A 24,044-nucleotide genomic window follows, 5' to 3' on the forward strand; every position below is an offset into this window, starting at 1 on the left:
CGAAGTGTGAGTAGACCTGTCTGTGCAGTCGTAATCGTGAATCAGACTAGACAGACAGGTCTACTCAGGTCAAGTGGTGGAGGCGAGCGTCGCTCGGAGCGGGCTCACGGCTCACGGCGGCCTTCGGGCCTGCGGGGCCGGGCCTGCCGCTCCGAAGCCCTTCAGTTCTGTCCGGGCGGCCGGCGCCGTGCCCACGAGTGACGCCGAGTACGGGGTGCGCCGAGTACGCGTTACTGTGCCGGCCACAGCCGGCCCTCCCGTCTCCCGGGGACCGCGCTGCACCTGGTGTGCACCATCCGGCCCTCGCAGGCCCGCGGTCGGGCACGCCGTCTCGACGCCGTCTACTCCGCCGGGAGTAGACGTGACCGCCACGCCGGGCTGACGCCCAGCACGCCTGCGCCGGTCTAGCGTTGTCCGCATGGATGAGCCCGGCACGGACGAGCGACGCGGACACGCGAGGGGCAGGCCGCCGTGGGCGCCTGGCGTGTCCGGAGCGTGGCAGCCGCCGCGGGACGGGCGGCACGCGGACCGGCTGCCCTGGCGCTCCACGCTGGTCGTCACCGTCATCGTCCTGGTGGGGACTGTCTTCGCCGCCCACGGGCAGGCCGGCACCCGCGCCCCGCTCGATGTCCTGGCCCTGTTGCTGCTGCTGGCCGGGCAGGCATTCCTGCTGCTCCGCCTCAAGTACCCGGTCCTCACCGCCTTCGCGACGGCGGCCTGCGCGATGGTCTATCTGGGCGCCGGGTACCCGTACGGCCCGGTTTTCTTCACTGTTGCCGTCGGCTGCTTCGGAGCCATCGTCGCCGGCCACCGCTATGCGGCCTGGTCCGCGGTCGCCATGCTCTGGGCGGGGCATGTCCTGGCCGCCCACTGGCTCTACCGGTGGCTGCCGCCCACCGGTGACCACGCCGCTCCCTGGGGGCAGGAACTGGTGGTCACCGCCTGGGTGGTGGCGATCCTCGCGGCCTCCGAGCTCGCCCGGGTCCGGCGCGAGCAGTGGGCCCGCGAACGTTCCGAACGCCGGGCCGCCGAGCAGCGCCGCGCCGACGAGGAACGGCTGAGCATCGCCCGTGAACTCCACGACGTACTCGCCCACAGCATTTCCGTCATCAACGTGCAGTCCGGCGTCGGTCTCGCACTGCTGGACTCCGATCCGGAGCAGGCGCGTACCGCTCTGACCACGATCAAGGCAGCGAGCAAGGAGGCGCTGGGGGAGGTGCGTCAGGTGCTGGACACCCTGCGCGCGCCGGGCGCGGCGCCAAGGGCGCCGGCCCCCGGGCTCGGCCTGCTCGACGAACTCGTCGAGCAGGCGTCCGCCACAGGTCTCACGGTGGAGACAGCGACCGAGGGCGTACGGAGGGAGCTGGCCCCCGGCGCCGACCTCGCCGCCTTCCGCATCGTTCAGGAGGCGTTGACCAACGTGGTGCGCCACTCCGGTTCCCGTACCGCCCGTGTCACCCTGGCCTACGCCCCGCACCGGCTCCTCCTGCGGATCGACGACGAGGGCCCGCCCACTCATGAGGGCGCGGGAGGAAGCGGCAGCGGTCTGGTGGGCATGCGCGAGCGGGCAGCCGCTCTGGGCGGCACGATCGACGCGGGCCCGCGCCCCGGTGGCGGTTTCCGGGTCGAGGCCGGCATCCCGTTCACCGGCAGGGCATCCACGTCAGGCGTCGGCCCGGCCGCCGGACCGGCCGAGGCAACGAAGGAGTCACCGTGATCCGTGTCCTGCTCGCCGACGACCAGTCCCTGGTCAGAGCCGGATTCCGGGCCCTGCTCGGAGCCCAGCCCGACATCGCGGTGGCCGGTGAGGCCGCCGACGGGAACGAGGCACTGGAGCTGGTGCGGGAGCTGCGGCCGGACGTCGTGCTGATGGACATCCGGATGCCGGTGCTCGACGGCCTCGCCGCCACCCGCAGGATCACCGGGGACCCTGAGCTCGACGGGGTCAAGGTGGTCATGCTCACCACCTTCGAACTCGACGAGTATGTCTTCGAGGCGATCCGCTCCGGTGCCTCCGGGTTCCTGGTCAAGGACACCGAGCCGGAGGAACTGCTGCGTGCGGTACGTGCCGTGGTCGACGGCGACGCGCTGCTGTCGCCGGGGGTGACGCGCAGACTCATCGCCGAGTTCGCCGCGCGCTCCAAGGAACCCGCCACGGCCATCGGGCTCGGCGGGCTCACCGAACGTGAGAGGGAGGTGATGGCCCTGGTCGGTATCGGCCTTTCCAACGACGAAATCGCTCGCAGGCTCGTGGTCAGCCCCCTCACGGCCAAGACCCACGTCAGTCGCGCCATGGTGAAACTCGGTGCACGCGACCGGGCCCAGCTGGTGGTGCTGGCATACGAGTCCGGGCTGGTGCGGCCGGGCTGGCTGGGCTGAGCGGGCAACGGGGCGAGGGGGCGCAAGGAGGCGGAGCCGCGCAGGCAGGCCGTGCGGTGGGGGATCAGGTGATCGCGGAGGTCTCCCGCCAGAGCCGGGCCAGGGCCACGTCGCCCGTGACGGATACGGCGGAGAGGGGGCGGCGGTTCCAGAGTGTGGCGTAGAGCAGGGCGGCGTCCCCGCTCAGCTCGCAGTCGGCGGGCCCGCTGCCGGTGCTCTCGGCCCGGGGTGGTTCCGTCGAGAGGTGGACGGTCCAGGCGGCCCCTGTGTCCGTGGTCCGTACCCGGAGCGCTTTCGCCTCCTCCGTACGCACCTTGCTCCTGGACGTCGCGTGGAACGCGCACAGCAGCTCGTCGATGCCGTCCGCCGCGAACTCCGGGCTCGGCGGGCCCGGTTCGGCGCCGAGTGCCGTGTCGGCGTCCATCCGGTGAATGGTGGTCTCGTGGGCCTGGCGCCGTGCCCAGAACGCGAGCGGGGAAGCCCCGGGCAGAAACGTCCAGCAGTCCAGATCGTCCGGCGCGGTCGTCAGCGCCGTCACCAGCGCATGGTGCCCATCCCTGAACCAGTCGACGAGTGCGTCCCCGTCGAGAGCGGGCCCGGAACCGGCCGGGCGGAAGCGGGTGTGTCCCTCCGTGACGAAGGCCGTCGCCCAGCGGTGCACCGCGCCCGTGTGCCGGAGCAGGTCCCGTACGTGCCAGCCGGGGCAGGTGGGCACCGTGGCCCCGGTGCCTGCCCCCGCGGCTGCGGTGGCGAGCAGACGGCCCTCCCGGTCGAGGGCCTGGATGAGTGCGGCGGTCGGCAGGGGCTCCATGCGGGCGATTGTGCCAGGAGCTCAAGCGGTCTCGGGGGCCGACGCGTTGCGGGTGGCGTAGCCGATCAGGGCGGCGACCGCGGCGAGCATCGCCACCGTCGTGAGGGCGGCCGGCAGCGACAGCCAGTCCGCGACGAAGCCGATCACGGGCGGGCCGATGAGCATGCCGCCGTAGCCCAGCGTGGACGCGGTGGCGACCCCGCCGGGGCCCGCGAGCGCGCCTGCGCGGGCGATTGCCACCGGAAAGCTGTTGGCCAGGCCCATCCCCGCCACCGCGAAGCCGGCCAGCGCCGGCCAGACCGTGGGCGCGAGCGCTCCGAGCAGCAGGCCGGCGGCCGCCACGGTGGCGCCTCCGACGAGTACGCGGGTCTGGCCGAAACGCTCCAGGAGCGCGGTGCCGGTCAGCCGGCCGACCGTCATGGCCAGGGCGAAGAGCGAGTACGCGGCTGCCGCGACCCCCGGATGCGCGTGCAGGTCCTGCTTCAGGTGGAGGGCGCTCCAGTCGGCCATCGCACCTTCGCCGTACGAGGTGCACAGGGCGATCGTCCCGAAGACCAGGACCAGTCGGCGGCTGTGGCTGTCGAGGCGGCGCGGCGCCGAGTCCCGGGCCGCGGTCCGCGGCCCGGCCGGGACCGGATGACGCAGCAGTTCACGTCCGGCTACGCAGGTCACCACCAGTCCGACGACGGTCAGGCCGAGCAGATGGGAAGCCGCCGATATCCGGCCCGCGACGAGCCCGCCCACGCCGGCCCCGACCATGCCGCCGAGACTGAACGCGGCGTGGAAGCTGGACATCACCGGGCGGCGCAGCGCGGCGACCAGGTCCACTGCCGCGCTGTTCATCGCCACGTTGAGCCCGCCGTACCCGGCGCCGAAGACCAGCAGGACCAGGCCGAGTGTGAGCGCCGAATGCGTCTGAGGCGGCAGCGCGATACTCAGCGAGAGGAGAGCCCCGCAGGCAACGGTGACCGGATGGCTGCCGAAGCGCCGGCACAGCCGCCCCGTGAGCATCATCGTGATCACTCCCCCCGCGGACACCCCCAGCAGGGCCAGGCCGAGGGCGCTCGCCGAAGCGCCCGTCTGCTGTTTGACCGCGGGAATGCGGACCACCCAGCCGGCGAACAGGAAGCCGTCCAGGGCGAAGAAGACCGTGAGGGTTACCCGCAGGCGGAGCAGGGAGGGGATGACGTCGTCTCCGCGGCGCTTGTCGCCCGGAAGAGCCGTCCCGACTTTGTTTAGATTCGGCACAAAAGAAGCATAGGTGGAGGGGAGGCCGGTCGACAAGGGTGGTACCGGATCGTCTTGCACCGCCCGGGATCATGGGAGACTCGCCCCCATGAACGGCAAGGTGACGACCAACCGGACGAAACTGGAGCGCGGCCGCAGCGCGCTGGGCCCGGCTCTGGAGCTGGTCCACACGGGCCGGGCGCCCACCCGCGCCGTGCTCACCGCGGAGTTGGGCGTCACCCGCGCCACCGCCGGCGCGGTCGCAGCCGAGCTCGAATCGCTCGGACTGATCCAGGTCGACTCACGCCCCGGCGCCGCCGCCGGCTCCCAGGGCAGGCCCTCGCACCGGCTGTCGGTCAAGAGCGGCGGACCCGTCGTACTCGCCGCCCAGGTACACGCGGACGGTTTCCGCGCCGCGCTCGTCGGGCTCGGCGGACGGGCCGTCGCCACCTCGCCCGGCTGTGTCACGGTCTCCGCCGACCCCGCCCAGGTACTCGGCGCAGTGGTCGACGAAGGGTCCGCACTGCTGCGCGACACGGGCCTGCGCTGCGTCGGGGCGGGGCTCGCGGTGCCCTCGGCCGTCGCCGAGCCGGAGGGCACCGCACTCAACCCGCTGCACCTGGCGTGGCCGGCGGGGGCCCCGGTCCGCGACATCTTCGCCGACAGGGTGCGCGCGGCAGGCATCACCGGCCCCGCCTTCACCGGCAACGACGTCAACCTCGCGGCGCTCGCCGAGCACCGTCACGGAGCGGGCAGGGGCGCACAGCACCTGCTCTGCGTGGCCACCGGACACCGTGGTGTCGGTGGCGCCCTGGTCCTCGACGGCCGTCTGCACACCGGCAGTTCCGGACTCGCCCTGGAGGTCGGGCACGTCACGGTCAACCCGGAGGGCCGCGCCTGCTACTGCGGGAGCCGGGGCTGCCTCGACGTCGAGACCGACCCGCTCGCCTTCCTGACCGCTGCCGGACGGACCCCGGGCCCCGAGGGCTCGCTGCTCCAGCAGTCCCGCGACATTCTCCGTACGGAGTACGGCGACCCGGGGGTGCGGATCGCCGCACAGGAGATCGTCGACCGCCTCGGGCTCGGCCTGGCAGGCCTCGTGAACATCCTCAACCCGGACCGGATCATCCTCGGCGGTCTCCACCGCGAGCTGCTCGACGCGGACCCGGAGCGGCTGCGCGCTGTCGTCGCCGATCGCAGTCTGTGGGGACGCAGCGGCGGGGTGCCTATCCTGCCGTGCACGCTGGACCACAACAGCCTGGTGGGGGCGGCGGAACTGGCCTGGCAGCCGGTCCTCGACGACCCGCTCTCCATCGTCGGCTGAGGCCGGCGGACCGCCACCCACCCCGTACTCAGCCCTTCGCGCCCTTGGTGTGCGGCGCGAGTGCGAACGCGCGGGCCGGGTTCAAGGTGAAGATCTGCTCCAACAGGTCTTCGCCCAGGGTGAGTCGAAGCCGCGAGCGGAGCGGCCCGAGGAGATGGGGCATCCCGGGGGTGCCGGGCGTCGTCGTGTCCCCGCCCAGCAGCAGGCGGTCGGCGTACCCGGCGTCCGCCAGTGAGAGCAGCAGTTCGGGAAGCCGCCAGTCGGTGGCGTGGTTCGTCCGTGAAGGCCCGTCGAACGCGAGGAACGCCCCGGCCTCCGCCGCCTCGTGATGCATGACGGAGTCGGGGCACCGGCCGAGATGGCCGAGGAGCACGCTGCACGGCGGCACTTCCAACTCACCGCACAGCAGGTCCAGTACGTCCGTCGCGCCCGTTCCGAGTTCCAGGTGTACGGCGATGGGCGCGCCTGTGCGGTGGTGGGCCGACGCCGCGGCCCGCATGGTCTGCACGGCGTGTGCGTCCAGGCCGTGAAAACTCCCCGCAACCTTGATCAGCCCGGCCCGCACGCCGGTGTCCCGGATCCCCTCCGTCAGCTCGGAGACGAAGAGCTCGTCAGCCGTCCCCATGATCCTGGTCAGCAGCTCCGCCGGATAGTGGACCGCCTGATGGAGCCCTGTGGCTGCCACCAGATGGGCGCCGCTCGCGCGGGCGAGCGCCTCCAGTGCTGCCGGCTCACGCCCCATTCCGTGCGGTGTCCACTGCACCACCGACCGCCCACCGAGGCGCAGGAACGCCCGCAGCGCCTGCTCCGCCCTTGCCGGATCGTTCAGTTCCTGACCGGGCAGCAGAGGGCTGCGGATGAAGAGATGGTCGTGCGCGTCGGTCGTTCCCAGCTCGGTGGCCGGGATGTCGCCGAGCACGGTGCGGACGACGGTCACCACTGCTTGCCCCTCCCCAGTCCGGAACGGTCGGATTCCGACAGGTGCAGCACATCGAACCGGTCGCCCACCGCCTTGGGGGAATCGTCCGCCCACAGGGAGAAGTGGACCAGCTCCCAGTGGCGCGGATCGACGGCGAGGGCGGCGCACACGACTCCGTCGAGCCGGGCGAAGCGCGCCGTTCGTGCCACGGCCTCCTCGACGGCCGACGGCAGATCGGTTCCGGGTGGCAGCGGCTGTCTCCGCCGGACAGCGGTGCGTGGCAGGGCTGTTGACGCCGCTCCCTCCTCATGGGCGAGACCCGTCCAGTGCTGCACATCGGGCCGCCCGAAGTCGTCGACGATGCCTTGGAACCCTGGCCCCCAGAGGAACGCGTTCATCCCCGCGGGGGCGCTCCAGAGATAGAACGGGGCGTACTGGTTCACCGGGGAGTGCGGGCCGCGCTCGCGGATGAGATAGGCCTTCAGCCCGAGTCCGGGGAAACCGTCGAGCAGGTGCCCGCGGGTTGCCACGCGATTGCGGATGATGCTCATGTCGTAGTCGGCGGGCAAGGTGATCTCGTACTGCATCGCGTGCATGACGTGCTCCTGGGTCAGGACGGGACATGAGGACGCGGGTGCGGGGCGGCGGGACGTGGGTGCGGTAACTCCTCGGTGGGAACGATGCGGCGGGTCCGGGGGAGCCGCCGCGCCCCGGTCGGGCGGGCCGGGGATCAGGCCGCAGGGGCGAGGAGCGCGAGCAGTCCGCCGACCGCGCCGTCGAACGCCGCGGGTGAGCCGGACGCGCGGGCCAGCACATATCCGCCCTGCACGGTCGCGACGACCGTGGCTGCGACCTGGGCGGGGTCGAGTGCCCCGTTGAACTCCCCGTGCTCCTGTCCCTCCTGGACGATGGCGGCGAGCCGCCCGTGCAGCCAGTCGAGAGTCTCGCCGAGCGGAGCGCGCAGCTCGTCGCTGGCGATGATGTCCGGATCCATGGTCAGCCCCCCGACCGGACAGCCGCGCAGCACGTCACGCTCGCGCAGCAGATAGGCGGAGATCCGCTCGTACGCCGAACCGTCGCCCCCCAGCGCGGCCTCCGCCGAGGTGCGCAGCTCCCCGGCCGTACGGCGGATGGCAGCCAGCGCCAGATCGGGCTTGCCGGCGAAGTGGTGGTACATGCTGCCCTGCCCGGCCCCTGCGTGCTGCTGGATGGCTCGCGGGCTGGTGCCCACGTAGCCGCGCTCCCACAGCAGCTCGCGGGTGGATTCGATCAGCCGCTCCGGAGTGCTCATGAGAGCAATGTACATACCAGTAGGTACAGAGTCCAGTTGATCCGGAGAGGGCGGGGTGATCCGGCGATCGGCGGTTCTCGGGTCGCTGGGTACTGCTGTCAGAGCTTGTGGTCGAGTGAGACGTGTCGCGGCGGTAGCCGGAACCGGCCGGTCGGGGGAGACGGAGCCCGACACGTGCGTCACCTTCTCGTGTGGGGCCGTGCGGCGGCGGTGTTCCGTCACGCCCTTCCCGCGCTGTTCGTGCGTACCGGTGCCCCGGAACGGGCGCACCGGTACCGAGGCGTAAAGGAATCAGGACCGAGGGGGCCCGAAGGCCCCTCGATCCTGTCGGTCCTGATTCATCCAATGGCCGGTTCCCTGCCCGGTCGCACTCCTACTGAACGCCGGACCCAATCGTTTCCGCCTGGGGTGCGGCGGCGACCGAATGAGGTGCGGCGTCAGTCGGAACCCCCACGGGTGCCACGGGCCGGCGGCTCAGTGAGCCACCTCCTGCCGCGACGACGAGGGCGGCGAGGGCGAGGCCGGCACCGACCCACAGCGGGGAGACGAATCCGAACCCGGCTGCGATGGTGAGCCCGCCGATCCAGGCTCCGAGAGCGTTGCCGACGTTGAACGCGGCCACGTTGGCGCCGGACGCCATGGTGGGCGCGTCGTCGGCGTACTTCATGATCCGGACCATCAGGCCGGGCGCCGCCGCGAGGCCGATGGTGCCCATCAGGAGCAGCGAGATGATCGTGGCGACCTTGTTCTCCGCCGTGAGGGCGAAGACCGCCAGGAGGACGGTGAGGAGCGCCATGATGCCGATCAGTGTGGCGTTGAGGGACTTGTCGGCGGCCTTGCCGCCGATGAAGTTCCCGATGAACGTTCCCACCCCGAACACGACAAGCAGCCACGGCACGGTGCTGGTGGCGAACCCGCTGACATCGGTGAGCGTGAAGGCGATGTAGGTATACGCGCCGATCACGGCGCCGAAGGCGAGGACGCTGAGCGCCAGCGACACCCAGACCTGACCGCGCCGGAAGACGGCGAGTTCGCCGCGCAGGCTGGTCTGCCCGGCCGACGTGGTCTGCGGCACCAGGACCTGAATGCCGATCAGCGTGATGACGCCGATGACCGTGATGGCCCAGAACGTGGAGCGCCAGCCGAACTGCTGGCCGACGAAGGTGCCCAGAGGCACACCCAGCACGTTGGCGGCGGTCAGGCCGCCGAACATGAGCGCGATGGCGCTGCCCTTCTTGTCCTCGGCGACCATGTCGGAGGCGACGACCGCACCGATACCGAAGAACGCTCCGTGGCACAGGGCCGCGACGATCCGGCCGGCCATGAGCAGCTCGTAGGTCGGCGCGACAGCGGAGATCAGGTTGCCCACGATGAACAGCACCATGAGGCCGACCAGGGACTTCTTGCGGTCGAAGCGGGCGATCGCCGCGGTCAGCGCGAGGGCGCCGATCGCGACGCTCAGCGCATACCCGGACACCAGGTATCCGGCCGCCGCTTCAGAGACATGGAAATTGTCCGCCACCTCGGGCAGCAGACCTACGATCCCGAACTCGGTGAGGCCGATACCGAAGCCCCCGAGTGCCAGGGCAATGAGCCCGACAGGCATGTGAAAGTCCTTCGTTGTAGTGGCATGCGGTACGGGACCGTGCCGTGCCGCGTCTGACAAGAGCAGAACAAATCGAAGTATCGCAGTATTACGATGTGATGTGTCAAGTCGCTTGCGCCGCCCGCGGTGGACGGCGGGCGATGGCGTAACGTATCGCCTGTCCTCGATGCGTAGGAATCGATCCTGCGCCCGTCCGAGAAGGCCCCATGACGACACACGAAACGTCCATGACGGAGAGCGCCGCGGCCCTCGTTGAGCCCCTCAAGGCGCTCGCTCACCCCGTGCGGCTCCAGGTGCTGCAGTGGCTGCGCGTCCCCGAGGAGCACTTCCCCGTCAACGAAGTCGGCGTCTGCGTCAGCCACATCCAGGCAAAGACCGGACTGGCACAGTCCACCGTCTCCGCCTACATGGCCGTACTCGAACGCGCGGGCCTCGTCCGCTCCGCGCGTGTCGGGAAGTGGACCCACTACCGACGCGACGAGGAGCGCATCGCCCGGCTCATCGAGCAGATCGGGCGGGACATCGGGGACATCGACCTGGTGGAACCCGCTCACCCCTGAACCGCGGGCCACGGTGCGCCGCCGGCCTGCGCCGCGAAGTTGCGGGCTGGCGGTCACGTCTGTGCGCCGCGGCAGCTCCAGCAGCCGGGGCCGGAGCACTGTGGCACGGGACTGCCCGGAGTGGCTTCGCTCCGCGTCGAGGATCCGTACGGGCACGTCCTGTTGGAGCAGTTCGCATGCCAGGACCAGCCCGACGGGGGCCGGCGCCGACGACGACTACGGGTTCGTTCATGGAAAGGGCATCCCTTCGCTGCTGCCGCAGGGGCGTATCCGCCTGCCGCTTCACCGGCACGCTAATTCCCCGCAATCGCTCTCTCGGCAGTTGTACGGCGCAAGAGCCGCGCCGGTGTTCCGAAGGAACGCGCTGTGTTTCTTTCGGAACACCGGGGGAGTACCGCGTAGGTGGGATTTAAATCCCCTGGCCCGTCGCATAGCTTTTCCGGCAGGTATTCGCGACGGACAAGGATGGAAATGAACGAGACGCCGGCAAGAAAACGGAATCCCGTCATAGGTCTCATCATCGTGGTGGTTGCATCGTTCCTGCTGCCGATCACGCTGACGGGTTCGTCGATCGCCATGCCGGGTGTAGCCGGTGACTTCCACAACTCCCTCCCGGCCGGCCAGTGGATCGTCAACGCCTACGACCTGACGTTCGCGAGCTTCATGCTGGCCAGCGGTTCGTTCTCGGACCGCTTCGGCCGTCGGCGGATTTTTCTCCTCGGAAGTATCGGCTTCGCGCTCGCCTCGTACGTCTCCGCGCTGGCATCCGGCATCGTCATGCTCGATGTGACGCGGGCGGTCGCGGGCCTGGCGGCGGCGATGGTGCTCACCTCCGGCAGTGCGCTGCTCGCCCAGCTCTTCGACGGCCCGGCGCGCACGAAGGCGTTCGGCCTCTTCGGCACTGCGGTCGGAGTCGGCCTGGCCTTCGGCCCGTTCGTGGCGGGTGCGCTGTCCACCGCGTTGGGCTGGCGTGCGATCTTCCTGGTCCCGGCCATCGTCTCCACGGTCGTGGTGTTCCTGACCGGTTTCCTGCCGGAGTCGTCCGACCCGGAGGCGACCACGGTCGACTGGGGCGGGGTCATCACCTTCAGCGGCGCCCTCGCCACACTCATCTACGCGCTCCTCGAAGGCCCGGAACTCGGCTGGTCCTCGCCGCTGATCATTGCGTCCTACGTCGCCTGTGTGGCGCTGCTCGCCGCTTTCGTGGTCGTCGAACAGCGCCAGGAGCGCCCCATGTTCGACCTCAGCCTCTTCCGCCGGCCGCAGTTCGTCTCGCTCTGCGTCGCGGTGGTGGCGATCGTCCTGGGCACGACTCCGCTGCTGGTGTACCTGCCCAGCTACCTGACCGCGGTCAACGGCCAGTCCACCATGCACGTGGGCATGGACCTGATGATGCTCACCGTGCCCACAGTGATTTTCCCGATGATCACCGGCTACCTGCTCCGCTGGATTCCGGTACGCCACATGGTGACCGCGTCGACCGGGTTCATCGCGGTCGGCGTGGCCGGGCTGACCGTGCTGCACCCAGGTATCAGCAACTGGGCCGCGCTCGGGCCGTACTCCCTGGTCGGCATCGGCGTGGGGGTGTCGTTCGGCGTCATGGACGGCGCAGCCGTCTCCAGCGTGACGCCGGAGCGGGCAGGTATGGCCGCCGGCATGTTCAACACCATGCGCCTGGCCGGCGAGGCCATTTCGATCGCCGTCGTGGGAAGCCTGCTCGTCACCTTCACCCGCAGCCGTCTGGACGGCAGACTCGACGGCTTCCCCGGGCCGTACGGGCACCAGCCGCAGGCGCTCGCCGACGCGCTGAACCAGGGTCAGCTCTCCGGTCCCGCCGGCACGGTCCCCGAGGCCTCGCGCGCGGCCTTCAAGGCCGTGGCCGCGAACGGCTACACCGGCGGACTGCATGCCGCGCTGTGGGCGATGGCGGCCTTCGTGGCCGCCGCCACCGTACTGGTCGCCGTGGTCGGCGCCCGCCGCACGGCGCGGGTGGAGACGACCGTGGCAGTCCTTCCCGAGGACGTGGCCGAGGATGTCACCCAGGCTGACGAGCGGATTCCCGCCGGCGCGCTGCGCTAGTGCGCCTCGGGAGCGTCAACACCGGGGCCCACGACACCCGGAGGCAGCCACGAACACCGTGGCCGGCGCCCCATGCCGCCCGGCTTGTCCGCGCCCGCCACGATGTTCCTTTAGAAACACGGTGCAGGTACCTAAGGGCCATTCATCTTGCACACATCCGTACGGAACTCATAGCGTCGTATTCACACCGAAGCCGGTTCGGCGAACCAAAGCAAACACGGACCGGTGTTCCCCGTTACTCAATCCAGGAGCATGAGATGCCCGTTGTGACTGTTCTGCAGGGTCCCCGTGATGTCGAGCAGAAGCGTGAGCTGGTCACGCGTATCACAGACGCTTTCGTCGACGCCTACAAGATTCCGGCCGAGGCCGTGCAGGTCTGGGTCACTGAGGTGCCGACCGACAGCTGGGGCACCGCCGGTAAACTCACCGCCGACTCCGTCAAGTAGTTCACGAACAGTTCTGTCAGCCGGTGGTGCGCTCAGTGGAGCGGCCACCGGCTTGTCCATGAGGTGTGAGAAGTCCGGGGCCGGGCGGGCGTTCAGTTCTTCGTCATACTCAGCCGTTTTGTTCTGACGTGGGCCGCACGTCCCGGTGACACGGCGACTGCTTTCCGGCGGCGTGCTGCCACGCTGTCTCCGGTGAACCTGGCCGAGGCCCGGCATGCGGGGGAAGTCCCGCCCGTACGGGGGAGACGGACATCTTCGCGTTGCCCCGATCGCTTGGCGCATCGGCTCGGCGCCGAGCAGGAGGTCGTGGAAGGGCTTCGGACGGTGCGTCCTTGTGCACGTACTCGCAAGGAACCAAATCGCCCGAGAGTTGCCTCTCGTCCGTGTGCTGGGCCCCGCTGGGCACACCACAACTCGCGAACGCTGTGTGGATCCCGGCCATGGCGTGGGTCGTGGCTTGACTCACTCCATGCCTGGACATAAAGAGTGCTCGCTTTTCAGATGTCATGAATGGGTCAAGGATTGACCATGGGGCAGTCGATTTCGCTTCCCTGGGTGGTGCAAAATAGGCGATAATCGGCCAAGTTGCACGCGTCATTTGCAGTTTGCAGTGCCATTTGAGGGCGAAGCTTCCTGTTAACATAGAGAACGTTCTATTAAGGAGACGTGATGGCGCGTCCAAAGCAGGAACGGGCTGTGCAGACCCGTGAAACAATCCTTCGTGCGGCAGCCGAGGTCTTCGACGAGCACGGCTTCTTCGGGGCGAGCGTCAGCCGCATTCTCGAACGTGCGGGAGTCACCGCCGGGGCGATGTACTTCCACTTCGAGTCGAAGGAGGGACTGGCCCGCGCGGTGATGAATGCTCAGCCGTCCACGATCGTCCCGCTGGCGGAGACCGACGGGCTGCAACGGGTGGTCGACCTCACCATGATCTGGTCGCAGCAACTGCAGCAGAACACGATGCTGCGCGCAGGCGTCCGTCTCTCCACGGATCAGTCCGACTTCTCCGCCGTGGACGCGTCCACGGCCTACCGGAACTGGACTCAGATCCTGGAGGAGTCTCTTCGCGTCGCATCCGACAAGGGGGAGCTGCAGGTCGGTGTGGACGCTCACGAGTTGGCGGAGTTCATCGTGGAGCACTGCTCGGGAATGCAGATTTTCGCGGCTGCGGTGAGCGGCCGTTCCCGGGAGGACCTGACCGAACGCACCGTACGCATGTGGCGGGTTCTGCTGCCCGGGACCGCTGTCCCTGCCGTCGTGGCCCGTACGGAGGTCAGTCCGCAACGCGCGCAGGTCGCCGCCCACCTTTGACGGTAATGGGCACGGGGGCCGGTGGCTTCATCGGTCGCCCTGCGGTCCGCGTCGCGGGCAACCGGCATTTTCGTCCCGTGCCGCACCGCAGGCCTGTGGCCGGATGGCGGTGAGCCCACCGGCGACAGGTATGACCACTCAGGTATCGAAGGATGCGGCCGCCGAGAAGATGAGCGACCGCCCCGGACATTTCGACGGGCTCCGCGGTGCGCGGCTGCGGGGGTTCGGCGTGGAGTGCCTCTCCACGCCCGGGGAATGTGTCCGAACCATGCGCTGACCACTTCGGTCCGTCCGTACGGTGCCGGGCGCGACGGCGTTGGTGCGGATGTCCTGAGCGGCGTATTCGGCTGCGGCCGCTTTGGTGAGACCCGCGGAGCGCAGCTCGGGCGGCGCCGCTGGGTTCTGTCCGGTGGATCATGTGATCGCCTCGCGCGGCCCATTGTGTTGGTCATGGGGCCGACTCTCAGGGGCACACCGACTGGAGCACGGTGAGCGTGGATTCCACCTCGTTCCGGGCCCACCAGCACGCTGCCGGTGCACCGCGCGGAACACCCCGTCTACCGAAATGGCGATCGACGCCCTGGCGGCATCGCCCCGACGAGGGACTCGGCAGGTCCCGTGGCGGTCTGACTTCCAAGATCCACCTGGCCGGTGAGGGCGGCCGCCGTCCACTGGCCTTCCTGGTGACGCCGGGTCAGCGGGGCGACAGCCCGCAGCTGGTACCGGTCCTCGAACGGATCCGGGTCAGAGCCCCGGCGGTGCATCCGCGCACCCGCCCGACCACCTGGGGTGGGCCGGTACTCGTCTGCGTAGAGACATCTGGCGTGCTCCGTCAGGGTTCTGTGCATGGCCTTGAGCCTGTGCCGCCATGATCCGCCGGGCAGAATTTAGTCCTGACAGGCCAGGCGGCTGTAGGCGTATGCGGCGGAGACGAGGGTCATGTGATGGTGCCAGCCGGGGAAGGACCGGCCTTCGAGGTCGAACAGCCCGAAATCCTCCAGTCGGCGCACGGCCGTGGCGCTTGAGGCCGTGCACTCGGTGAGGGGGAGCAACTCGTCGACGCGGCGGTGCGGAAGGTCGGTCAGCCACACCCGTGGCACCCGCCCGCCCGCCGGCCGGACCTCGGTGAAGAGCCGGCAGGTGCGCGAGGGGCCGGGGACGCCGGGCAGCCGGACCAGGCTGGTCGTGATGTGTGCGGGGCGCAGCCGGCCGGAGCGGGCGGCGGTGCGCAGGGCGTGCCCGCCCGAGTGCAGCAGTTCCAGGGCGCCTGCTGTGCGGGAGGCAAACCCGCCGGCGGGGGTGACCGGCAGCGAGCCCGGCACCGTGAGGAGAAAGTGGCGTCCCCGCCTGCTCAGACCGGCGACGAGCGGGGTCGCGTCCTCCACGAACGTGCTCAGGTCCGCGACCACCGGGGCGGCGGCCGGGCCGGTGCCGACGGCGAGCCGGTCGGTCATGTCGAGCACCTGCGCCCAGGCGGGGCGGGGGAGAACATCGTCGGGGACCCGGGCGCGACGGCGCAGCGCGACGTCCTCGGCCCACGGCCCCGGCAGCATCAGCTGCCAGTCGACCGGCACGTCCAGCTGTCCGGTGGACAGGAACAGGGCAAGGCCCAGCTGGCAGCTGACGGGCCGTCCGCCGGCCGGGCCGGTGCGCCGGTGCACTCCCACCGAGTGGCTGCCCCGCTTGGGCAGCATCACCGGGGCGGCCGTCCAGGCCGTGGGCGCGGCCCGCCGGACGCTCCAGCGGGTCAGTGCGCTGCGGGCCGGAGCCCATGCCCATGGGCTGACATTGACGAACTGCTGCAACGACTGTGCGGCGGTGGGGGATTCGGAGACGGCCGATGCCAGCCTGCGCACCGACTTGCGGCCCTCTGCGGCCAGCAGTCCCCGGAGGTAGGTGAGGGCCCAGTGACGCTGGTCGGCCCTCGGCAGATGCCCGAACAGTTCCTCGGCGAACGAGGCGATCTGCTGCGGGGGCCCTGTCGTTCCGGGTACGGCCATGACGATGTCCTCCCACTTACCGCCGATGATGGCGTCCCTCACCCGCCCAACAATACAGAACGCTCACTTTCGTTTTAGCGGGGTGTGGTGTCGCTCGGCTCGCAGTGGAGGGGGGAGGTGTCACGGCACGCCCGGCATGTCCCTTTCGATCCCCCGCGCATCTTCGGCAAGTCGGCGTTGCCGCCGGGGTGTCCGCCCCCACACGCTGACTACTTCCGGCCGGACGTCCGACCGGTGCTGTATGTGAACGAGGAGAGTACGCATGGTGATTCAGGAGAGGGCGGCGCGCACGCGAGGGGCCCTCGTCCGGGCAGCCGCCGAGGAGATCGACCGCAACGGCTACGAAGGTGCCGCACTGGCCCGGATCTGCAAGAGGGCGGAAGTATCCATGGGGGCTCTGACCTTCCATTTCGCCTCCAAGGACAAACTTGCGGACGCCGTCGGCGACCGGGGGCGCCAACTGACTCACGACCTGGTGGACCGGCAGCTCTCCAGCCGCGCATCCGCTCTGTGCTCCGTGGTCGACCTGACCTCCGGGATTGCCGGGCTCCTGGAGCAGGACGTGATCGTGCGGTCTGCGGCCCGGCTCGCCCGGGAGTGCCCGGATGCCGTCGGCTGCTGGACGCAGGTCTGGCTCCCCGCAGTGCGCATGTTGCTCGAACAGGCTTACCGGGAAGGCGAGTTGGGCGAGGCGGGCGGCCCTGAGGCCGTCGCTGACCTGGCTGTACATCTGATGGCGGGCGCCGAGGCGCACATCCGTACCGCTGCTGCGGTACGGGGCGCTCCGTCCGAGAGTGCCGCCGCTCGGCTGGTCCGGATCTGGCAGCTGGCCCTGCGCGGGGTCTCCGCGGCGAAGTAGCTCACCCATTTTCCTTTCCCTTTACCGATGCGGACTCTTCTGACGTAGAAAACATAGCGAGCATTCCGTATGGTTCCCGTTGTGGGTCGCCGGACATGAACGGGCTGGGGCCGGACGCGAGTCCAACTCCCGCTATCTGTCGACGGCTTCGTGACTGGACCAACGAAGAAAGGCAGGACCGCTGTGCCGCACATCGACGCCGGACCCGAGGCAGCTGCACGCAGTCTGCTGGCCCGCGAGGTTCACGACCGGATCGGCACCGGACTGGCCCTGGCGCTGCGGCGCCTGGACCTGCTGGAGATGACAGCCGAGGGGCTGGGACCGGCCGAGCGGGGCCGGGTCGCCGACGTCAGGACGGCCCTGCTGGACACCCTCGGAGTGGCCAGGGAGGTCGCCACAGGGCTGCGCCGGCCACCGGCCGCCCGGCCCGGACTGGAGAGGTCGCTGACGGGTTTCCTGGAGTCCATGGCGCCCTGCGCTCCCTACGTGCAGGTGCGCGTCGACGGCGACGACAGCTGGATTCCGGCGCAGATCGCCGATGAGGTGTTCGTCATCGTCCGCGAGTCCCTGCGCAATGTCCTGGCCCACGCCGGAGCCCGCCATGCCAGGGCCCGTATCGTGATCGCCCCGCACGAGGTCCACGCCCAGGTCGTCGACGACGGCGTCGGGTTCGACCCGGCCGCGGTCCACGGGCTGGGACGGACGAACGGCCTGCTCGGCATGGAGGAGCGGGCCCGCGCGCTCGCGGGCACCGCGAGCATCTCTTCCGCCCCGGGCCGGGGCACCAGGGTCGCCGTCTGGATCCCGATCAAGGAGAGCAGCATCCATGGCTGAGGACAGGATCCGCATTCTGGTCGCCGACGACCACACGCTGCTGCGCCAGGCGCTGTGCGAAATGCTCGAAATCGAGCCGGACTTCGAGGTCGTCGCGCAGGCCGGCGACGCCCAGGAGGCGATCGGCCAGGCGGCTCAGCTGCGTCCCGACGTCGCACTGCTCGATGTCCAGATGCCCCACAACGAGGACCCGGTGGCCACCGTCCGCCGGTTGCTGCAGCGCCAGCCCGAGCTGCGCATCATCATCGTGAGCATGGACGACCACCCTGTTTTGGTGAGGCAGCTGCTGGATCTGGGCGTCTGCGGATATCTGCACAAGAGCACCAGTTGCCAGACCCTGGCGGCCGCCATACGCGAGCGCGCCGACACAGGGAGGCGCGTCGTCACCGTCTCGCTGCCTCCGGGCGGACTGCACCCGGTGCACCCCGGCCCCGGTGGGCCACAGCGGCTCTCGGAGCGGGAGACCGAAGTGCTCGCCCTGGTCGCTGTCGCACTGAGCAACCGCCAGATCGGCGCCCGCCTGGGCATCACCGAAGGTACCGTCAAGCGCCATCTGCGGAAGATCTTCGACAAGCTCGACGCGGTCTCCCGGCTGGACGCGGTCAACAAGGGGATCGCCCTATCGCTGATCCGGCCGCAGAACAACCGCACCGCGCCGCTGGCGAGTTGAGTGGTGTGAGGCCCGGCCGGACCGCTCCGGGCCGCGGTCCGCGGCGACCTGACCCGGACACGGCCCCCTCACGCCGCCCGCCCCAGCACCCCCCGTACCGTCCGCACCAGCGCCTCCACCGCACCCGCGTAGGCATGGGGGGCAGGCGTCGCGTAGCCAACGATCAGCGATGTGGCTCCCGCCTCCCGTTCCCCGCGTGTGTAGTCCCCCAAGGTCTGCACACGGATGGAGGCCGCCTGAAGTGCCGCGGTGATGTGCGCTTCCGACGGGCCGGGCGGCAGCTCGACCATCGCGTGTAGCCCCGCCGCGATCCCCGTCACCCGGGCCCGCGGCAGCGCCGTCCCGACCGCCGCCACCAGGTCGTCCCTCCGCCGCCGGTAGACGTGGCGCATCGTACGCAGATGGCTGTCGTACGCTCCCGACCCGATCAGGTGGGCGAGGGCGAGCTGGTCCATCGGCCCGGTCTGCCGGTCCGCCAGCCGCTTGGCCTCGACGAGCGGCTCGAGCAGGGCCGGCGGGCACGCGATCCAGCCCAGCCGGACCGCCGGGCCCAGCGACTTGCTCGTCGTGCCCAGATAGGCGACCTGGTGCGGCAGCCGCGGCTGCAGGGCACCCACCGGACGGCGGTCGTAGCGGAACTCGCCGTCGTAGTCGTCCTCCACGACCCAGGCCCCGCGCCCGCCGGCCCAGGCCAGCAGCTCGGCCCGGCGCCCAGGCGACATCCCCACCCCCAGGGGGAACTGGTGGGCCGGGGTGCACACCGCCGCCCCCGCGCCGGACCGTTCGAGGTCCCCGACACACAGTCCCTGCGCGTCGACCGCCACGTCCGCCACCGCCATCCGGGGCCTGACGATCGAGACATGGTCGCCCACCGCCGGATTCTCCATCCCCGCTGTACGGACGCCCAGTTCGGCCAGTACGCCGGCGAGCAGCCCAAGCCCCTGGGTGTAGCCGGAGCACACCACCAGGTGCGAGGGGTCCACGCGCACCCCGCGGACCCGCCCGAGATACCCGGCCAGCGCGCTGCGCAACTCCGGCCGACCGCGCGGATCCCCGTACCCGAAGGCCTCCGCCGGTGCCTCATGCACGGCGTGGCGCACGGCCCTGGCCCACTCCACGCGCGGGAAGGAGGACACGTCCGGCCGCCCCGGGCTCAGGTCGTGGCGGGGCACGGGCACGGCGACCGGATCCGGCGCGGCCACCGGCACCACGCTGGCCGCCGCTCCGTCCGCCACTCGGGTGCCCGCCTTCGTGCGCGCCACCAGCCAGCCCTCTGCGGTCAGTTGCTCGTAGGCCTGGCTGACCGTGCCACGGGACAGGCCCAGCTCCGCCGCGAGGTCCCGGGTGGACGGCAGCCGGACGCCGGCGACCAGCCTGCCGTCCCTGATCGCGGCCCGCAGCCCGTCCTCGACAGCCCGGCGCCTGCCCCCGCGCGGCGCCACATCGATCAACAGGTCGAGCCTGGACCCCATGGACTGCCCGGACACCACGCCATCCATATTTGGTCCAATCCAAGGCAGCTTTTTTGGTTCAGAGTTCTGGACTGATTATTGCCTAGCCTTCCTGCATGAGCATCCGTCAACCCCTCGGGGACACCAGACAGCCCGATCCGGGAACGGCAGCCGCGCCGGGCTCCGGCATCCCCCGTTCGCTCGTGCTGCTCCTCGCGGTGGCGTGCGGACTGATCGTGGCCAACAACTACTACGCGCAGCCGCTCCTGCCGGACTTCACCCGGAGTCTGCACATCTCCTCCTCCACCGCGGGCCTGGCCGTCACCCTCAACCAGCTCGGCTACGCCGCCGGCCTGGTACTCCTGGTCCCGCTCGGCGATCTGCTCGCCCGGCGCAGCGTCGTCACCGTGATGCTCACCGTCGACGCACTGGCACTCGCGGGCGCGGCGGCCGCGCCGAACGCGTTCACCCTGATCGCCGTCCTCACCGTCGTCGGCATCACCGGGTCCGCCATCAACATCCTCATACCGGCGGCGGCCACACTCGCCGCGGACGACCAGCGCGGCCGGGTGGTCGGTACCCTCATGACCGGCCTGCTGCTCGGCATCCTGCTGGCACGCACCGTCGCCGGCACGGTCGACCAGGCCGTCGGATGGCGCTGGGTGTACGGGCTGGCCGCCGTGGTCATCGCCGTACTCGCGGTGGCCCTGCGGCTTCGGATGCCCGACGTGCCCGCCACCCGCGGCGCCCGCTACGGGCGGCTCCTCGCCTCGGTCGGCTCCCTGGTGCGCACCGAGCCCTTCCTGCGGCGCCGGATGGCGATCGGCGCGATCGGCTTCTGCTGCTTCCAACTCCTGTGGACCGCACTGCCGTTCATGCTCAGCAGCGCTCCGCACCACTACTCCGCGGCCGCGATCGGCCTGTTCGGGCTCCTCGGCGCGGCCGGCGCGGCCTGCGCACAGCCCGCCGGCCGACTGCAGGACAAGGGCGTCGCCCACGCCGCGACCGGCGTCCTGCTGCTCGTCGTCGGGGCCGCCTGGGCCCTGACGGCCGGTGGCGGCAACCTCGTCCTGCTCATCGCGGGCATCCTGGTCCTCGACATCGGCGTCCAGGGCGTCCACGTACTCAACCAGGCGCGGATCTACGGCTACCCGGCCCGGATCAGGTCCCGGGTGACCACTGCCTACATGACCTCCTACTTCCTCGGCGGCTCGGTGGGCGGGGCGCTCGGCGTGAGCCTGTACACGGCGGCGGGCTGGGGCGGTGTGTGCGCCGCGGGCGGCGTCCTGACCGCCGCCGCGCTGCTGCTCTGGCTGACCGAACGCCACCGGACGCCCGCGGGGACGGCCGCCCCGCCCCCGTGAAAGCCCATGCCCCTGCGAAACCCCGTGCCCCGTGCATCCGGTACCTGGCGTACCTTCCGGCCCCCGGCCCTGTCGCGGAGCCTTCGACCACGCGCGATCCCGCGCGACCACCCACCCCATGACCTCTCGGGAAGTCAACTGATGCGCATCTTCGTCGCCGGTGCCACCGGCGCTATCGGCCGCCACCTCGTCCCTCTGCTCGTCCAGGACGGCCATGACGTCGTCGGAGCCACCCGGACCCCGGAGGGAGTCGAGAGGCTGCACGCCATGGGCGCCCAGGGTGTGCTCCTCGACGTCCTCGACGCCGAGGGCGTCGTCCGGGCCGTCACCGAGCACAGGCCGGACGCCGTGATGCACCAGCTGACCTCACTCGCGGCCGGAAGCCCAGCCGACAACGCCCGGATCCGCATCGAAGGCACGCGCAACCTGGTGGACGCCGCCAAACGGGCGGACGTGTCGAGGATTGTCGCGCAGTCCATCTCCTGGGCCTACAGGCCGGACACCGGACCGGCCGGGGAGCACAACCCGCTCGACGTGAACGCCGCCTTGCCGCGCGCCACCACCATCGGTGGTATCCAGGCCCTGGAGAGCGCCGTTGCGGAACTGCCCCGGCATGTCGTGCTGCGCTACGGCACCCTCTACGGCCCCGGCACCTGGTTCGCACCCGGCGGTCTGATGGCCGCGAAGCTGGCCGTCGGCCAGCTGCCGGCCAACGACGGAGTCTCCTCGTTCGTGCACGTCCAGGACGCGGCACAGGCCGCCGTCCTGGCCCTGAAGTGGCCGAACGGACCGGTGAACATCGTCGACGACGAGCCCGCCCCGGCCCACGCGTGGGTCCCGGTGCTGGCCCAGGCGCTGGGTTCCCCGTCCCCCGGGGTGTCGTCCGGCGGTGCCGGCTGGGAGAGGGGAGCGGACAATTCCCTTGCCCGGTCACGTGGCTGGCAGCCCGAACACCCCAGCTGGCGCACCGGATTCGGCGCGCAGGGCTGACCGCCGCGAGCGCTCCTGGGGGAGCCGTGTCCGGGCTCCCCCAGTGGCGTACCCACGCACCGGCCCTGTCCGGGTCCGCCCTCGCCCATCAACTCGCCTATGAGGAGAGCAGGTTCGAGCGCCTGCGTGTCATTGAGCCGTGGATCGCAGACGGTCCCGTACCGCCGGTGCAGATCACCAGCCCTCACCCCACCGCCCACGCGCTCCGTCCCCCGCTCGCCGGAGAGCCGCATACGTCAGCCCAGTACACGCAGTCGCAGTTCTTGGTGTCGACGGCCTCGCCCAGGACCTGCACTGAGCGCAGGAAGCACTTCTCCACTGCCGCCGGGGTCCGCCGCTCCGGGGGAGCAGCCCGCGAAGGCCCTTCGTACTCCCGTCGGCGCAGTCGTGGAGCCACCGGCCGTACGACGCCGTGGGGCGCCCGCGGAGGGAGGCTCGGTGTCAGCAGGGCCAATCCGACCGAGGAGATGAACCGAGATGAACACGCTCGCTTTCGCAGGGCCCGGACCGTGGATCCTGCTCCTCCCGATCTTCTGGGCGGCCGTCGTCCTCACGGTCGTCACCGTCCTGCGCCGCACGGTGTGGCGCGGCAGACGGGGGCCGTGGCAGGGACCCGCCTCGACGCGCTCCGTGCAGGGCGGGCACGCACCGCTCGCGATTCTCGGCCGCAGGTTCGCCTCCGGCGAGATCGAAGAGGAGGAGTACTGGCGCCGGCTGTCCGTCCTGGAGGAGCAGTTCGGTCCCATGTCCGGGAACGGGCCTCGCTGACCCGTCACCGTGCCGTGGGGCGCGTTCCGCGGTGCACCCCACGGCTGTGCGGCGTCCGCTCAGCCCACCAGGGCGGACTGAGCCGCTGGACGGTCGTCGGCGAACGGTCCGGATGTCGTCGCCCCGTACACCGGGGCGCGATGGGCGAGAGGGGTGGCGGGCGGAGTGGCGGGCAGGGTGAACCACACGATCTTCCCTGTCACCCCCTGCGGCCGTACGCCCCAGCTCTCGCTGACAGCGGCGATCATCGAGAGGCCACGCCCGCAGGTGGCGAACTGCTCGGCGTCGCGGACCAGGGGCATTCGGGGGTCGTGGTCATGGACGGAGACGGTGAGCCGGTCGAGAAGGAGATCCATCTCGACGGTGCACAGTTTGTCCGGCTGGGCATGCCGGTGGACGTTGGTCAGCAATTCGGTGACGCCCAGCGCTGCTTGGTCGATCAGAGGATCGAGATGCCAGTAGCGCAGCTGCGCCGATACGATTCTGCGGACTTGCCCGATACGTGATGGCAGGGCTTGAAGTTCTACTGCGCAATGCCTGGTTGGCTGGGTGATCACGGCTGCGACTCCCCGAATGAGGTCCGGAAGAAGACGAAGTGGCCCGGCGGGGAGCTGGTCTCATTGTGACCGCCGGTAAACCGTTAGTGATGTGAGACCAGCGTCACCCAGGGGTTGCGCCTTCGCAACTCGCGTTCGCGTCAGTGCCTGCTGTCTCCGTGTACCGCGTCCAGGAATCCGGCGACGGACCGGGAGCTGTCGAGAGGCATGTTCCGCTGGCCCATGGTCAGCCGGTAACGCGTTCCGTTTACGGTCGCGACCATGCGGCCGACCTTGGCGAACCACGGTTTTCCCGCGCTGACTGTGGTCAGCGGGGCGCTGTCGATCTCCCGCCCGCTACTGGTGAGCAGGGCCAGCCTGCCGTCCTTGATCAGTACCTGTCCGGCCCGAGTGAGCGAGCGGGTCCACCGCTCGATCCGTACGCCCGTCGCAGTGAACTCAGCCTCTGACATGGCTCTCCCCGCCCTCTTCCGATCGGTCCCCTCCGGGAAGTGTGCCGGGGTGCGGGCCTGCGCACCAGCCCACGGAGCGCAACCGGGCCGTATTGGCCTGTGCTGGTGTGTGCCCGGTTCCCACAAGTCAGCCCTATGGGGGGTCA

The 24,044-nt window shown here is 70.4% G+C and carries 23 protein-coding genes and 2 pseudogenes; 14 read left to right on the forward strand and 11 right to left on the reverse strand.

Annotated elements, in window-relative coordinates; genetic code table 11:
* The first annotated feature begins 418 nt into the window (after positions 1-418).
* Entirely contained in the window at positions 419-1,717 is a 1,299-nt protein-coding gene (locus OG584_RS31890; RefSeq protein WP_405783022.1) for a sensor histidine kinase, read from the forward strand.
* A complete protein-coding gene (locus OG584_RS31895; protein ID WP_405783024.1) occupies positions 1,714-2,379 on the forward strand; it encodes a response regulator in 666 nt (221 codons plus the stop codon). The genes OG584_RS31890 and OG584_RS31895 overlap by 4 nt, the downstream gene beginning before the upstream one ends.
* A 64-nt stretch (positions 2,380-2,443) precedes the next feature.
* Here OG584_RS31895 and OG584_RS31900 read toward each other — a convergent pair whose 3' ends face one another.
* Both OG584_RS31900 and OG584_RS31905 read right to left on the reverse strand, forming a co-directional pair.
* Positions 2,444-3,181, reverse strand: coding sequence for a maleylpyruvate isomerase family mycothiol-dependent enzyme (locus OG584_RS31900; protein WP_405784393.1), 738 nt, complete (start codon positions 3,179-3,181; stop codon positions 2,444-2,446).
* A gap of 30 nt (positions 3,182-3,211) precedes the next feature.
* On the reverse strand, positions 3,212-4,438 hold the full coding sequence (locus tag OG584_RS31905; RefSeq protein ID WP_405783026.1) for an MFS transporter: 1,227 nt from the start codon (positions 4,436-4,438) through the stop codon (positions 3,212-3,214).
* 88 nt (positions 4,439-4,526) lie between these two features.
* Here OG584_RS31905 and OG584_RS31910 point away from each other — a divergent pair, with 88 nt between their 5' ends.
* Complete coding sequence (locus tag OG584_RS31910; RefSeq protein WP_405783028.1) at positions 4,527-5,741, forward strand: ROK family protein; 1,215 nt, start codon at positions 4,527-4,529, stop codon at positions 5,739-5,741.
* A gap of 28 nt (positions 5,742-5,769) precedes the next feature.
* On the opposite strand, the gene OG584_RS31915 is transcribed toward OG584_RS31910, so the two are convergent.
* The 4 genes from OG584_RS31915 to OG584_RS31930 form a co-directional block, all read right to left on the reverse strand.
* Positions 5,770-6,681 carry a phosphotriesterase gene (locus tag OG584_RS31915; protein ID WP_405783030.1) on the reverse strand — a complete coding sequence of 304 codons (912 nt, stop codon included), beginning with the start codon at positions 6,679-6,681 and terminating at the stop codon, positions 5,770-5,772.
* On the reverse strand, positions 6,675-7,256 hold the full coding sequence (locus OG584_RS31920; RefSeq protein WP_405783032.1) for a DUF4865 family protein: 582 nt from the start codon (positions 7,254-7,256) through the stop codon (positions 6,675-6,677). Before OG584_RS31920 ends, OG584_RS31915 begins: the two co-directional genes overlap by 7 nt.
* Positions 7,257-7,390: 134 nt before the next feature.
* Positions 7,391-7,951, reverse strand: coding sequence for a TetR/AcrR family transcriptional regulator (locus OG584_RS31925; protein ID WP_405783034.1), 561 nt, complete (start codon positions 7,949-7,951; stop codon positions 7,391-7,393).
* Between the two features lie 373 nt (positions 7,952-8,324).
* Positions 8,325-9,557 carry an MFS transporter gene (locus tag OG584_RS31930; protein ID WP_405783036.1) on the reverse strand — a complete coding sequence of 411 codons (1,233 nt, stop codon included), beginning with the start codon at positions 9,555-9,557 and terminating at the stop codon, positions 8,325-8,327.
* Positions 9,558-9,763: 206 nt separating this feature from the next.
* Here OG584_RS31930 and OG584_RS31935 point away from each other — a divergent pair, with 206 nt between their 5' ends.
* From OG584_RS31935 to OG584_RS31955, 5 genes and pseudogenes are all read left to right on the forward strand, one after another.
* The gene (locus OG584_RS31935) at positions 9,764-10,117 is read left to right on the forward strand and encodes an ArsR/SmtB family transcription factor (RefSeq protein WP_405783038.1); all 354 of its coding nucleotides are present in this window, start codon (positions 9,764-9,766) and stop codon (positions 10,115-10,117) included.
* A 471-nt stretch (positions 10,118-10,588) separates the two neighbouring features.
* The gene (locus OG584_RS31940) at positions 10,589-12,196 is read left to right on the forward strand and encodes an MFS transporter (protein WP_405783039.1); all 1,608 of its coding nucleotides are present in this window, start codon (positions 10,589-10,591) and stop codon (positions 12,194-12,196) included.
* Between the two features lie 257 nt (positions 12,197-12,453).
* Positions 12,454-12,642, forward strand: a complete 189-nt coding sequence (gene dmpI / locus OG584_RS31945; protein WP_405783041.1) for a 4-oxalocrotonate tautomerase DmpI — start codon at positions 12,454-12,456, stop codon at positions 12,640-12,642.
* A gap of 669 nt (positions 12,643-13,311) precedes the next feature.
* Entirely contained in the window at positions 13,312-13,953 is a 642-nt protein-coding gene (locus tag OG584_RS31950; RefSeq protein WP_405783042.1) for a ScbR family autoregulator-binding transcription factor, read from the forward strand.
* 455 nt (positions 13,954-14,408) lie between these two features.
* Positions 14,409-14,732, forward strand: a pseudogene (locus tag OG584_RS31955) (transposase); the annotation flags it as partial.
* A 108-nt stretch (positions 14,733-14,840) separates the two neighbouring features.
* On the opposite strand, the gene OG584_RS31960 reads toward OG584_RS31955, so the two are convergent.
* A complete protein-coding gene (locus OG584_RS31960; RefSeq protein WP_405783044.1) occupies positions 14,841-15,995 on the reverse strand; it encodes an IS701 family transposase in 1,155 nt (384 codons plus the stop codon).
* A 220-nt stretch (positions 15,996-16,215) separates the two neighbouring features.
* Here OG584_RS31960 and OG584_RS31965 point away from each other — a divergent pair, with 220 nt between their 5' ends.
* The 3 genes from OG584_RS31965 (at position 16,216) to OG584_RS31975 (ending at position 18,316) form a co-directional block, all read left to right on the forward strand.
* Entirely contained in the window at positions 16,216-16,812 is a 597-nt protein-coding gene (locus OG584_RS31965; protein WP_405783045.1) for a TetR family transcriptional regulator, read from the forward strand.
* 150 nt (positions 16,813-16,962) lie between these two features.
* A complete protein-coding gene (locus OG584_RS31970) occupies positions 16,963-17,646 on the forward strand; it encodes a sensor histidine kinase (protein ID WP_405783047.1) in 684 nt (227 codons plus the stop codon).
* Entirely contained in the window at positions 17,639-18,316 is a 678-nt protein-coding gene (locus OG584_RS31975) for a response regulator (RefSeq protein WP_405783049.1), read from the forward strand. Before OG584_RS31970 ends, OG584_RS31975 begins: the two co-directional genes overlap by 8 nt.
* A 68-nt stretch (positions 18,317-18,384) precedes the next feature.
* Here the strand turns inward: OG584_RS31975 and OG584_RS31980 are convergent, their stop codons facing one another.
* A complete protein-coding gene (locus OG584_RS31980) occupies positions 18,385-19,803 on the reverse strand; it encodes a PLP-dependent aminotransferase family protein (protein ID WP_405783050.1) in 1,419 nt (472 codons plus the stop codon).
* Between the two features lie 80 nt (positions 19,804-19,883).
* On the opposite strand from OG584_RS31980, the gene OG584_RS31985 reads away from it, so the two are divergent.
* Positions 19,884-21,131 carry an MFS transporter gene (locus OG584_RS31985; protein WP_405783052.1) on the forward strand — a complete coding sequence of 416 codons (1,248 nt, stop codon included), beginning with the start codon at positions 19,884-19,886 and terminating at the stop codon, positions 21,129-21,131.
* 141 nt (positions 21,132-21,272) lie between these two features.
* A complete protein-coding gene (locus tag OG584_RS31990) occupies positions 21,273-22,121 on the forward strand; it encodes an NAD-dependent epimerase/dehydratase family protein (RefSeq protein ID WP_405783054.1) in 849 nt (282 codons plus the stop codon).
* 110 nt (positions 22,122-22,231) lie between these two features.
* On the opposite strand, the pseudogene OG584_RS31995 reads toward OG584_RS31990, so the two are convergent.
* Positions 22,232-22,354, reverse strand: a pseudogene (locus OG584_RS31995) (3-deoxy-7-phosphoheptulonate synthase); the annotation flags it as partial.
* Positions 22,355-22,598: 244 nt separating this feature from the next.
* Here OG584_RS31995 and OG584_RS32000 point away from each other — a divergent pair.
* Positions 22,599-22,889 carry an SHOCT domain-containing protein gene (locus tag OG584_RS32000; protein WP_405783056.1) on the forward strand — a complete coding sequence of 97 codons (291 nt, stop codon included), beginning with the start codon at positions 22,599-22,601 and terminating at the stop codon, positions 22,887-22,889.
* 59 nt (positions 22,890-22,948) lie between these two features.
* Here OG584_RS32000 and OG584_RS32005 read toward each other — a convergent pair whose 3' ends face one another.
* Positions 22,949-23,446: an ATP-binding protein gene (locus OG584_RS32005; RefSeq protein ID WP_405783057.1), complete on the reverse strand. Its 498-nt coding sequence runs from the start codon at positions 23,444-23,446 to the stop codon at positions 22,949-22,951.
* Positions 23,447-23,586: 140 nt separating this feature from the next.
* Positions 23,587-23,898, reverse strand: coding sequence for a hypothetical protein (locus tag OG584_RS32010; RefSeq protein ID WP_405783058.1), 312 nt, complete (start codon positions 23,896-23,898; stop codon positions 23,587-23,589).
* Between the last annotated feature and the right edge of the window lie 146 nt (positions 23,899-24,044).

The sequence above is a fragment of the Streptomyces sp. NBC_00859 genome (assembly GCF_045161865.1).
GTDB lineage: Bacteria > Actinomycetota > Actinomycetes > Streptomycetales > Streptomycetaceae > Streptomyces.